Source organism: Bacillus cereus G9842, from assembly GCF_000021305.1.
GTDB lineage: Bacteria > Bacillota > Bacilli > Bacillales > Bacillaceae_G > Bacillus_A > Bacillus_A thuringiensis_S.
Genome location: NC_011772.1, coordinates 2,102,557 through 2,115,180, shown reverse-complemented (window position 1 = coordinate 2,115,180; position 12,624 = coordinate 2,102,557). Strand labels below are relative to the sequence as shown.

Here is a 12,624-nt window from a genome sequence, read left to right as displayed (position 1 = left end):
ATCCCCCTATTATTTACGTTGGAAAGCAGCTATACAATCAAATTCTTCTTTCAAGCGATTGTAAAGTCGTTCATACATATAAAACATTTCTAAATATATAGCCGTATTTTCTTTATTCGGTACATGGTGATGAACAATATCAATCCAATCCTTTACCTCTTCAAGAGAATCAATTTTTCCTACAGCATATAAAGCAACTGCCGCTGCCCCAAGCGCAGATGCTTCATGACTTTCAGGTACAAGCAATTCTTTCCCCATCATATCGGACAACATTTGTCTCCAAAATGCAGATTTCGCAAACCCTCCTGAAACTCGTATTTCAGTAAGTGGCCCTGTACAATCTCTAATTGCGAGTGCTACTGAATATACACTCATACAAACACCTTCCATCACTGCACGTATAAAATGTTCTCGCTTATGTTGAAGATTGATTCCAAAGAATGTACCACGAGCATTTGCATTCCAGTAAGGTGCGCGTTCTCCAGATAAGAAAGGTAAGAACAATAGCCCATCCGCTCCAGCTGGTACGCTTTCTGCATATTTAATTAATAAATCATAAGGATCAATTCCGAGCTTTCTTGCTACTTCTTGCTCTGGACTACCAAATTCATCACGTAACCATCTCAGTAATATTCCGCCGTTATTCGTTGGACCACCGATTACCCAGTGCTCATCTGTTAATGCGTAACAAAACGTTCTCCCTTTCTCATCTGTATTTATATTTGATGAGATTGTTCGAACCGCACCACTCGTTCCAATGGTAATTGCAGCCGCACCCGGTGATATCGCCCCAACTCCTACATTTGCAAGAACCCCATCACTTGCTCCTATGACAATTGGTGTCTCTGCACTTATCCCCATCTTCTGTGCTAATTCTGGCTTCATACCTGATAAAATATATGTAGTTGGTACAGGGGTTGATAATTGTTCTGGTGACATATGTAACATAGTTAAAACATCTTCATCCCAGTTTAATGTTTCTAAATTAAATAACCCCGTAGCAGAAGCAATCGAATAATCAACTACGTAGCGTGAAAATAATTGGTAAATCACATACTCTTTAATGGAAATGAATTTATAAGCACTTGTATATAACTCTGGTTCCTCTTCTTTCATCCATAACAATTTAGAAAGTGGTGACATCGGATGAATTGGTGTACCTGTACGTCTATAAATTTCATGCCCATTCATTTGTTGTAATAATTTTTCTGATTGCTTCGTACTTCGATTATCTGCCCAAATGATAGAACGCGTTAATGGCGCACCATTTTCATCTACTGCAATTAATGCGTGCATAGCTGTACTAATACCGATTGAAGAAATATCTTCTGGTAATACATTACCCTTTTCGATGGCAACGCTTACACTTTTGTATACAGCGGCACATATTACATCAGGATCTTGCTCAGCCCATCCGACGTTCGGTTGAATAATTGGGTAATCGATTGCATGTGATGCAATGACTTTTCCTTTTTCTGTGAACACAACCGTTTTCGTACTTGTGGTACCGATATCAATCCCGATTACTCTCCCCCTTGTTTCCATGCGAATCTTCCCTTCATTTCTAGCAAAATACGATTTAGTAAACCGTTTACATGAATTAGTATATAAAATATTTTTTCATTTATCAAGTTATAAAAAGAAAATTTTTTTCATATAAAAAAATAAATCTACTCATTCCATTTCACTTATACACTAAATTTAGCTACTCCTTGCGGTAAAATTACGTTATATTCGTTACGCAATACACTCTTTCCTCTCATTAACAACACATACATAGTCCTCCATACGTTCTACTCATTTGCATGAAGAAAGAGTTGAAAAGCAATATTCATTTTTAGCGGTCACGTAATATCGCTATCAAGCCAAGAAAAGTAACTACCCGCAGAATGAAAATTCTGTGCATTTTGCTCTTGTTTATTGTTTTAAGTTCACTAGTCCTTTTGTCTTGATAAAAATAGAGCGCGGCCCCTACTATTACTTTTTTATCTTGTAAATATATCTTGCATACTATAAAATTCAACAGTATTTTTATTTTTCAGAAAAATAAAACAATAATATAGAATTTATTGTATAATGTTGTAAAAAGATGTCGGAGGGATTTAATGTTAAATACAATATCTCAATTCACAATTAAGCTTTCATCAATTCTTTTATCACTCTTACTATTATTAAATTTACCTTATTTATTTATCACTCAACAAGGATTTACCTTTCAACCAATTTATTTTTTTAATCAGATCGTTACCATGTTAAAACAGGTCTTCTCCCTTGAATCATTAGTGATTATAGGATCAGACCCGAAGTTTGGCCATTTCAAAAAAACACCATTATTTCCAACTGTTTTAGAACCTTACCTATATTCATTTACTATATTATTTTCAGCCTTTTTTCTTGCTCTCTTTTTATCATCTAGCATGGCATTTTTTTATTTTTTAGCAAAAGATTATATAAAAAAATGGATAAACCGAATTGTGTTCATATTAGAAGCTGTCCCTGATATGATGATGATGATTTGTTTGCAAATATTTTTCATATGGGTACTTCAGAAATTTGGGGAATCTCCTGTCACTATTATTTCTTTTAATGAAAATCGAGCTTATTTACTCCCTATTTTATCATTAGCTGTCTTACCTACATTACAAATGTTTCGGATGATGGTGTTATACATAAAAGAAGAACAAGGAAAACATTACGTAGAGGTTGCATATGGAAAAGGCCTTTCATCAAGTTATATATTATGCATTCATTTATTCAAAAATATATCTATCCACTTCTTCCACCATTTAAAAACGATTTTTGTTTTCTTACTTTCTAATTTATTCATTTTAGAATTTGTTTTTAATATGGAAGGCATTTTTCAATTTTTATTTAATAAGGCGTTTGTTTCACCTCCAGCTACATTTATTATACTTGTTATGATTATTTTACCGTTTTACGCCATTTTCCAAATAATCTCATTCATGATGAATAGATGGAAAAAGCAATTGAAAGGAGTATCATTATGAAATCTATTTGGAAATCAAAACGCTTTTTAATCGGCTTTACTTATTTATTCATACTTATTTCAGCTAGTTTTATTTATAGTTGGTTCTTTAAAGATAACATCCCAAAACCTCCTCAGTTACTTTACAATGAAAATAACGAATTACTTGGAAAGGCTCCCTTTCCACCATCGTTAATTCCACCTTTTGGATCTGATCGTTTTGGAGAGTCTGTTTTCTTACAAATTGTAGAAGGAGCAAAATTTACTATTTTATTAGCCGTGGCAATTAGCTTCTTTCGAATTTTATGCGGAACATGTATAGGAATCCTCTTAAGTTTATTTGCTCCAAAACTCAAGAGATTTTTCCAGTCATGCTCAGAAGTTTTTTATTATATTCCAACTCTATTTATCGCATTCATACTTATCACGCCCGTTAATATTGTAATCACGTCAAATGCTGATGGGGTAGATCCAAATATTTCATTTACGTTTTATCAAGTACTCGTACTTATTTTCGTCGCTCTGCCTACACTTTCTTTATACATATCCTCAGAGGTTGATGAATTTATGAAACAAGATTACATCTTAAGTTCACAATTACTGGGGGCTAGTCGTTTTCATATTATTAAAAAACACTTACGAGTCTTATTACTTGACCGCTTATTTGTATTATTTATGGAACATATCGTCCAAACACTCATACTCGTTATCCATTTAGCGTTGCTTAACATTGTAATTGGCGGCATACAAATGCGTGAACTCTATGACGGAGTGCTCAAACCTGTTTCTCTATCTAATGATTGGGCAGGCCTTATTGGATTAAATCGTAATGAAATGAATCTTTCATGGTGGATTATTTTTTATACTCTCGCTTCATTCTTTATTACGATTCTATTTATTAAGCTTATGACCATCGGGATTCAAGATGCACTGAAAGCAAGAGATTCGCAAATTGTAGCAATTCAAAACGTTCCAGATCATAAAAAATTTGTTAAACATAAAGATTCTTTTTCGTTTGCAAATAAAGTAAACCTTTAATCGTTTCTCATTAATCAAGTATTAATTGGCATCGATATTAGTAGAAAATAAAGAAGATGATCCCTATTAAATACAGGGATCATCTTTTTATGCCGTCTAACTTTTTTTACATGTCCTTTGCTAGACTCACAATTTTTATATTTAAAGTGAATTATTTGCAATCACAATTATGTTTTTTAAAATCAATTACCATACGCCCTTGAATTCTACCTTGTTCCATTTCTTCGAATACATTTTGTACTTTATCTAGCGAACAAGTTTGAACAACCGGCACTACTTTTCCTTCTGCCCCAAACATAAACGCCTCTTCCAAATCTTTACGAGTACCAACTAGAGAACCAACTACTTCAATTCCATCCAGTACAAGTCGCGGGATGTTTAAGTCCATTGTTTCTACTGGTAGCCCTACTGCAACTACTTTACCGCAAGCACGTACTGCATCAACTGCTGAGTTAAAGGCTACTTTAGAGACTGCTGTTACTACCGCAGCATAAGCGCCACCAAGCTCCTCTTGAACAATTTTATCAGCAGGACCTTGAGAAATTGGATTGATAGTCATATCAGCACCAACTTCTTTCGCTAAGGCTAATTTGTCGTCATTAATGTCTACTGCGATTACCTTTGCACCAAATACATTTTTAGCATATTGGATAGCTAAGTTACCTAATCCACCGCAGCCATAGATTACAATAGGTTGACCAGGTTTAATATCTGATACTTTAATAGCTTTATATGTAGTTACACCAGCACATGTAATTGATGATGCTTGAGCAGGATCTAATCCTTCTGGTACTTTTACCGCATAATCAGCTGTAACGATACATTGTTCAGCCATACCACCATCTACTGAATAACCTGCGTTTTTAACTTCACGGCAAAATGTTTCTCTACCAGTTACGCAATATTCACAACGTCCACAAGATTGGAACATCCATGCAATACTTACACGGTCACCTATCTTTAGCGAATTAACATCATCAGCTATTTTCGTAACAATACCTACACCCTCATGACCAAGAATACGGCCATCAGTGTTACCAAAATCATGATTCGCAACGTGTAAATCAGTGTGGCAAACTCCACAATACTCTACATCTACTAACGCTTCACCTGAGCGTAACGGACGTAATTCTTTTTCAACCACTTCGATGTTTGCTTTGCTGTTTTTATTAACCACTACTGCTTTCATATGTGATCTCCCCTTTAGTGTTCTAGCGTTTTAATGAGTTTATCTCACAACTACTTTCCTCACTACTTTGGCTAGTTACCGTACCAAATTTAAGTATTCAATCATCATTACATGTTCATCATAACATGACACTTCATAAACAAATTGTGAAATTATGAACAATATTTGAATCATTACACAAATCGGTCTTTATTTTTAATTTTTAAAAATGAGAGTTTATCACTGACTATATGTAAGTCATACATTTCTAAAAGAAAAGAAAAGAAAATAAATTAACAAACTTCTCAACGATAAAAAAAAGCTCTTTACTCAATATTTTCTACATTTAAACACTTAGCTTCACAGTAATAGCCTTTACCGCCAACATAAACTTTTTCTATTTTATTTTTGCTATTGGTTGCTAATTTAACTAATATTTCGGAAGGCGAGTGTAAAGAATAACCTTGTTCAAATACATAGACTTCTTTTTGCAAATAGTGCTGTTCATAAAGGTAGCAAGCTAATGCACCGTTTGAAGTTCCAGTCGCTGCTTCTTCATTAATGTCGTATAGTGGAGCAAAATTTCTGCATATAATTCGATTGTCATTAAAAGTATATAGATGCATCCCAACAACATTATAATACTTGCTGATTTCTTTAATTTTTTCAAAATTAGGTTGCAGTGCATGTAATTGTGTTTCGCTTTTTATAGGAATTAAAATATCTTTTAAGCCCGTGGAGACAATTTGGATTGGGTATTTATTGTCTATATCTTTAATGTCAAAACAGTCGGTGAACTCATTTGGAGATACAACATCATAGAATATCGGTTTATTTTGTTCCATGAATATGATGTCATCTGTTATGGTAATAGTAAGAACACCGCTGTTCGTTTCAATCGTATAGCGATTCTTGAAAATTTTATTTAAATGCATCAGTATCGCGAAAGAGCCAATTGTGGCATGACCACATAAATCAACTTCTTCTTTTGGAGTAAAATACTCAAATTTATAATCAGCAATTTCAGATTCTGATATAAATGCGGTTTCCGCATAACCCAGTTGTTTCGCTATTGTCATTTTTTGAGTAGTGGTCAATGTATTTGTATTCTCAATAAATACCACTCCTGCTTTATTTCCGCCTTTATGATCCTTGCTAAATGCACTTGCAACATAAACGGATATTTTCATAAGACACCTTCCTCACTTATAGTAAATTATATATAGAAAGCACTACATATAAATGCAATTGGATAAATTATCCATAAAATACGAGACAAACTATTTTTAGCATTTGAACTCTCCAAAAATAGTTTGTCCACAGTCTGAAAGCTCTTCATTTGAAGAGCTTTTTTATATTCGCTTCATCGAAATCGTTTCACGTATACTTTGTAAATTTTTAAGCGTTTCCTCTTGTCGCTGCAACGACAACCCTACATACAAAGTATCTAATAAGCTTAACTGTGCTAATCGTGATGAACTTGCTTCTGTGCGGAACTCAGTCTCACGTGTTGATGTATATAACGTTATATCAGCAAGTTGACTTAATGCTGATTTCTTATAGCTCGTAATCGCAATAATTTTGGCCCCTCTTGCTTTCGCTACTTCTAATGCTTCAAGTAATCCTTTATTGCTACCAGAGTGAGAAATGCCAATAACAACTGAATTTTTCGAGAGTAAACCTGCTCCCATAATTTGAAAATGCGAATCAGTATGAGCGATACAAGAAATACCCGTTCTCATAAACTTATGATACGCATCCATCGCAATAATACCAGAGCCACCATTTCCATAAAACTCAATTCGACTTGCTTCTTGCAAGGCTCGTACAGCCTGCTCAAGTGCTGTTTCATTTAGCAAATGTAAAGTATCTTGCAGTCCTGTAATATGCGAATGAAAAACTTTTTTAGCAACAGTTACCATACTATCTTCTGCTGATACCTCTTCATGAATATTTTGCATTGGTGTATGTACAATTTCACGGGCTAATGTAATCTTTAAATCTTGAAAACCTTGCAAACCAAGGTGTTTACATAAGCGGAATATCGTAGCTTCGGAACTATTCGTAACTTCAGCTAATTCTGTAATAGATTTATGTACAACATCTTGTGGATGTTTCAAAATATGTTCGGCAATACTTCGCAATTTCGGTGATAAACCATTTAACGAAGCCTGAATCTTTCCAATCCCACTTCTTGTACCAGGCATAGCATATCTTCCCCTTCCATCGTAGCTTTATCCTGTAAAAATCGATTAGTTTAACTAATCATCAGTGAGGATGGTCCCCCCTGATTAGAGTTTCACTTTATTGTACCTAATTATTAAAAGAAGAAAAACCTATATTAGGGATTACTATAAATTTTAATTGCTCCTATGTATTCTGTCATACGATATAACAGAATTATTCATACTTATGAATAATTCTCCCCATGTTTCACTGCGTATAATGCGGCTTGCGTACGATCATCCACTTCCAATTTAGCTAAAACGTTTGAAACGTGTGTTTTCACAGTTTGTTCTGTAATATGAAGTTCTGCTGCAATCTCCTTGTTGCTTCTTCCTTTCGCAATTTCACGAAGTACCTCTTGCTCTCTTTTCGTTAACATTGAAAAAGGATTTTCTATTTCCTTCTTTACTGCGGAACGCCCCATTAATGCAGGTGTTACTTTCGGGTGAAAATTCGCATTTCCTTGATGTACTGCAATAATAGAAGCGACAAGTTGCTCAGGTTGTACTTCTTTTAATTGATAACCATCTGCTCCAGCTTCAAGTGCTGGTATAACATAATCTTGCTCTGAAAAACTACTTAATATAAGTACCTTTATCGTCTCATCGTATTGCTTTAGACGTTTTGTCGCCTCAATTCCATCCATTTTCGGCATTGATACATCCATTAGTACGACATCTGGTTTTTCTTTTTGCACGAAATGTAATGCCTCTTCGCCATTTTCCGCTTCCCCAATAATTTCAAATTCTCCTCTCGTTTTCAAAAAGAATACAAGTCCTCTTCGAACGATATGATGATCCTCAACTAATAGCAATTTAATCTTCAATCTTATTCTCCCCTTCAAATCGGCAATTGAATTTCTATTTTTGTACCCTTTCTCAGCTCTGTTATAATTTGAAACGATCCCTTCATTAATTGAATACGTTCCTTCATACTTTTCAGGCCAAGTGCTGACTCCCTTACTTGATCTTGTATAAATCCTATTCCATTATCTTCTATGTAAAAAAATAACTGGTTATTTTCTATTTTTAAAAGAACATGTACCTTTTCACACGAAGCATGCTTTTTACAATTATGTAGCGCCTCTTGGCTAATACGCCATAAAACTTCTTCTATTTCATCCCCAATTGAAACCATCCCATCAATTCGAACTTCCACTTGAACTCCTAACAACTTCCCGTAATTTTGAATTGCTTCTGCTAATCCTTTCTCTAATCCTTCAGGTCTTAATTGCCAAATTAATAACGTCATCTCTTGTAATGCTTCTTGTGATAATTCTCCAATATAACTTAACATCTCTTGCAATTCTCTATCTTGCGTCATATTCAAAGTACCTTTTGCTGTTAGCATAATAGAAAATAACAATTGTTTTACTGAATCATGTAAATCACGTGCAAGTCGATTTCTTTCCGCTACCACTACATATTTACGTTCTTTCTCAACTAATTGAATACGTTGTATTGTCGTTCCAATTTGAAATGCAATTGATTCTAATAACGCTAACTCTTCCTCAGAAAAATGTGTCTTATGAGGCGCGGCTACATTTAATAGGCCAAATTTCTCTGATCCAGACCTAAGCGGAATTGTCGCATGATGTGTAACATCTTCTGTCTCTCCCCAATTACATTCAATTGCATCTTCTATTCGCTTACATTCAATAATATTAGTCGCTTTTTCTAATCTCCCATTCACAAAACGTTCTACACACCAACAGTTTCCTTCACACATCGGCTTCTTCTCTTGCCACGTAAGAGCCTCTGGTAAATTTTCGTCTACAAGCATGCTATGCTTTCCACTTTCATCAATAAAGAATATCCACCCTGTTTGTAAATTCATTACTTGTAACAATGTATGCAACACTTTTTCTAACATATCCTGTAAGTTTGTTGCTTCATTTAATAATTCAGCAATTTCTTTTAATGCTTCTAAACGATGCATCTCTTTTTCTTCAAAGTTCATTCTCATCACCAACTACAATTATAACATTAAGAAATTTCTAAATTCTATAAATAAAAAAAGAACCGAATTCCTTCAGCCCTTTCTTTATATCAATCATTTTATTATTGTTATTCTATCCAATGTTGGAATCAGAATTTTTGTTAACAAGCGATTCTACTTTAGCTGTCCGATAAAGATTGTCCACCATGAATATGCTGTAAACTTTCAGTAGTAACAACCATATTCGCTGCCGGCATTTGCACTTGATTCTTATGGAATATAGACATTAATTCAAATCTTACTTGTCTAGAAGTTTCAAAATAATCTTCTGGCTTTATTAAACCTGTAATACAAAATTCATAGCCAACATATTTCAGGTTAGGATTTAAGTCTGTAACACCGACGTATTTAAATGGTTCAACAGCCTCATCCTCTACTCTATAAAGAGTTTGATCCAATTTTTCATTGCATATAACACATACTTCTTCTAACAATTCCTTCACTCTTGTTGGATCTTCCTGATAACTTACCGTGATGCGTTCAATTACACGCATCCATCCTTTATTAAAATTTTGTATCGTTCTAATCTCTCCGTGTGGGATGGTAAGTAATTTTCCTGACCATTCACGTATTTGCATAAAACGAATACTAATCTCTTCAATAGTTCCTGAATTTGTTCCGTTAAAAGTTACAAAATCACCAACTCGAAACTCTTTGTCCGCTAATCTTGCAAAGCCTAATATAACATCTTTTAGCATCTGTTGTGCAGCAAAACCGATGACAACTCCAGCTATCCCTGCACCTGCAATAATACTTTTTATATCTACAAATTGGCTAATTAAATATATGATAAGACTGATGATAATGATATATCTAAAAATAGATCGAATTACACTTTGAATCGTCTGCTCTACCTCTTCATCAAAAAAGCTTGATTTCCTAAAAAACCAATCAATAATACGGTTTATTACAAACGAAATAATGATTAAAACTAAAGCAAATAGCAAAAATCTTAAAAGTAAAAACTCCCTTACATAATTAAAAAATTCTTCAGTATACGTTAATAAACTCATCCATCCACTTCCTTAACTAATAAAAATTCTATACAAAGCCGCTATATTTTTTAAATTCATTAGACATTCTTCTATAAATATACCCTTTTTCATAACCTAAAGGGAGCTGGCAATTGAAATTTTTTATGACTTTACTTTAAAACTACACTACTCATCTCAACAAAAGGAAAACATTTACATTATATCGAATAGTTCATTTGAAAATATTATTACTCACGGAGGTTACAACCAATGGGATATATTGAAGAACTAAGAGAAGTTGTTGGATCAAGGCCACTCAATTTAGCAGGCGTTGCGGTAGCTGTTTTCAATGAACAAGGACAAATATTACTACAACAAAGGCGAAATGGCATGTGGGGTGTCCCAGGAGGTTTTGTGGAACTTGGTGAATCTACAGAAGAAGCTGGAAGACGAGAAGTACTTGAAGAAACAGGAATTGAAATTGGTACACTTCAGCTAGTAAGTGTATTTTCAGGTAAAGAATTTTTTGTGAAATTACCGAACGGAGATGAATTTTACCCTATGACAATCGCTTACCTTTGCAAAGATATTACAGGTGGCTCGCTACAAGCTGATCGAGTCGAATCATTACATGTACAGTTTTTTAATTTAAATGAGCTACCACAAAATATTAGTCCATTCATAAAAAAATTAATTGAGCAAAATGTCGTCTCGGTTTAAACGCAAAAAAGAGACCTTTTTAAAGGCCTCTTTTTCATTTCACTTCTGCATGTAAACAAGATTTAAAATGTCCAAGTGCAAATTCATGCCCTTGCGCATTAAAAGATGCAACTGCCTTTTCATAAACAACAATTTTAAATCCTTTATTATACGCATCTACTGCTGTATGAAGAACGCAAATATCAGTACAAACACCTACAAGATGAACTTCTTCTATTCCTCTTTCTCTTAACTTCATCTCTAAATCTGTTCCAGCAAACGCACTGTATCGCGTTTTATCCATATAATATACATTCTCAGCATTTTTATATGTTTCGTATACTTCTTGCAACTCACCGAATAAGTCTCTACCATTTGTACCTGCTATATTATGAGGAGGGAATAATTTCGCTTCGGGATGATATTCATCATTTTCTTCATGTTTATCAATTGCAAACACTACGTAATCTCCATTTTCAATATATTGCTTCGTTATATGTACAATTTCCTGTTCGATTTCTTGACCTGGTTTTCCGCAAGTTAAAGCGCCTTTTTCCGCTACAAAATCATATGTATAATCAATATTAATAAGAGCTCGTTTCATAACTACTATCTCCCCTTCTCCTGTTTCACAGTAAACAATAGAAAATTTGTTATTACGACATCGTATGTACTATTCGACATTTCAAATGAAATACCTACATTTTTCTTGTAAAACTTATCTTAATCAAAGTTTATCATAAAACAGGCACACAATGACAAAACATATACTTCCCATTAACAAGTCATAAGTTTGATAATTAAACGTAAGTTGATTAACGTCTTGTATAGTAAACCAAATTACTGACATGATTATACTAATCAAGAAGATACGAACATATCGATTCATACCTTCAACCTTTTTCTCCATCATAGTAGTAACAAGTGATTCCTTACTGCTTAATCGTACTAGAAAACGAAATAAATTATTCCCTATTACACCATTCCATCCAAACAAAAAAGCACACTACTTTTTTGAGTAATGTACTTTTTATTCTGATTAAGACGCAGGCTTTGTCTCAAATGTTGCTTGATTAAAACTAATAACCTTTCCTTTCGGGTCATTGTTTTCATACTGAACTGCAGTAATTGTATGACTACCTGTTTCCAGCGTCTTTTCTTTTAATTGTACTGTTGTCTGTGTTGTACTAGTTACTTGATGTTTATCTGTATACATTTGATCTACAAATATGAATGTTTCTTTATCACTTTGAAAATTAGAAAGTTCTAATTCAACTTGCTGAATTAAAGTATCCTTTTTGATGAATACAGTCGGTATATTTCCATTTTCAGAAGTACCATCTGGAGTAATAACTTTTACTTTCCCTTCTCCAATTGACATTGCGCCTTCAGGAAATACAACCATATTCTCATCACTTGCGTTTACAACTTGTTCTTCCTGTTTTGATTGCGCGTCCTCTTTTTCCTGTGGAGCACCGCAACCTACTAATAACAATACAGACAATCCAGTGATTATGAATTTTTTCAAAATTCAT

12 protein-coding genes are annotated in these 12,624 nt (G+C 34.0%); 3 read left to right on the top strand and 9 right to left on the bottom strand.

Features of this window, described 5'->3' with window-relative positions; genetic code table 11:
* Positions 1-9: 9 nt before the first annotated feature.
* The gene (gntK, locus tag BCG9842_RS10675; protein ID WP_000449998.1) at positions 10-1,545 is read right to left on the bottom strand and encodes a gluconokinase; all 1,536 of its coding nucleotides are present in this window, start codon (positions 1,543-1,545) and stop codon (positions 10-12) included.
* A gap of 560 nt (positions 1,546-2,105) precedes the next feature.
* Between gntK and BCG9842_RS10670 the strand changes: the two genes are divergently transcribed.
* Both BCG9842_RS10670 and BCG9842_RS10665 read left to right on the top strand, forming a co-directional pair.
* Positions 2,106-3,008 carry an ABC transporter permease subunit gene (locus tag BCG9842_RS10670; RefSeq protein WP_000935301.1) on the top strand — a complete coding sequence of 301 codons (903 nt, stop codon included), beginning with the start codon at positions 2,106-2,108 and terminating at the stop codon, positions 3,006-3,008.
* The gene (locus tag BCG9842_RS10665) at positions 3,005-4,024 is read left to right on the top strand and encodes an ABC transporter permease (RefSeq protein WP_000836579.1); all 1,020 of its coding nucleotides are present in this window, start codon (positions 3,005-3,007) and stop codon (positions 4,022-4,024) included. Before BCG9842_RS10670 ends, BCG9842_RS10665 begins: the two co-directional genes overlap by 4 nt.
* Positions 4,025-4,175: 151 nt before the next feature.
* On the opposite strand, the gene adhP is transcribed toward BCG9842_RS10665, so the two are convergent.
* The 6 genes from adhP to BCG9842_RS10635 all read right to left on the bottom strand — a co-directional run bounded on the left by adhP (position 4,176) and on the right by BCG9842_RS10635 (position 10,429).
* A complete protein-coding gene (gene adhP, locus BCG9842_RS10660) occupies positions 4,176-5,213 on the bottom strand; it encodes an alcohol dehydrogenase AdhP (RefSeq protein ID WP_000649140.1) in 1,038 nt (345 codons plus the stop codon).
* A 305-nt stretch (positions 5,214-5,518) separates the two neighbouring features.
* A complete protein-coding gene (locus BCG9842_RS10655; protein ID WP_000704326.1) occupies positions 5,519-6,382 on the bottom strand; it encodes a PhzF family phenazine biosynthesis protein in 864 nt (287 codons plus the stop codon).
* Positions 6,383-6,544: 162 nt separating this feature from the next.
* Positions 6,545-7,399 (bottom strand): MurR/RpiR family transcriptional regulator, encoded by an 855-nt coding sequence (locus BCG9842_RS10650; RefSeq protein WP_001119645.1) that lies wholly within the window; start codon positions 7,397-7,399, stop codon positions 6,545-6,547.
* Positions 7,400-7,602: 203 nt separating this feature from the next.
* Positions 7,603-8,244, bottom strand: coding sequence for a two-component system response regulator CasR (casR, locus tag BCG9842_RS10645; protein ID WP_000694653.1), 642 nt, complete (start codon positions 8,242-8,244; stop codon positions 7,603-7,605).
* Positions 8,245-8,258: 14 nt separating this feature from the next.
* Positions 8,259-9,356: a two-component system sensor histidine kinase CasK gene (casK, locus tag BCG9842_RS10640; protein WP_170264794.1), complete on the bottom strand. Its 1,098-nt coding sequence runs from the start codon at positions 9,354-9,356 to the stop codon at positions 8,259-8,261.
* A gap of 179 nt (positions 9,357-9,535) precedes the next feature.
* On the bottom strand, positions 9,536-10,429 hold the full coding sequence (locus BCG9842_RS10635) for a mechanosensitive ion channel family protein (protein WP_000055429.1): 894 nt from the start codon (positions 10,427-10,429) through the stop codon (positions 9,536-9,538).
* A 231-nt stretch (positions 10,430-10,660) separates the two neighbouring features.
* On the opposite strand from BCG9842_RS10635, the gene BCG9842_RS10630 reads away from it, so the two are divergent.
* Positions 10,661-11,110 carry an NUDIX hydrolase gene (locus BCG9842_RS10630; RefSeq protein WP_000540506.1) on the top strand — a complete coding sequence of 150 codons (450 nt, stop codon included), beginning with the start codon at positions 10,661-10,663 and terminating at the stop codon, positions 11,108-11,110.
* 34 nt (positions 11,111-11,144) lie between these two features.
* Here the strand turns inward: BCG9842_RS10630 and BCG9842_RS10625 are convergent, their stop codons facing one another.
* Together BCG9842_RS10625 and BCG9842_RS10615 are read right to left on the bottom strand one after the other, a co-directional pair.
* Positions 11,145-11,693: a cysteine hydrolase family protein gene (locus tag BCG9842_RS10625; protein ID WP_000816791.1), complete on the bottom strand. Its 549-nt coding sequence runs from the start codon at positions 11,691-11,693 to the stop codon at positions 11,145-11,147.
* 435 nt (positions 11,694-12,128) lie between these two features.
* Positions 12,129-12,617, bottom strand: a complete 489-nt coding sequence (locus BCG9842_RS10615; RefSeq protein WP_000713494.1) for a hypothetical protein — start codon at positions 12,615-12,617, stop codon at positions 12,129-12,131.
* Positions 12,618-12,624: the final 7 nt, after the last annotated feature.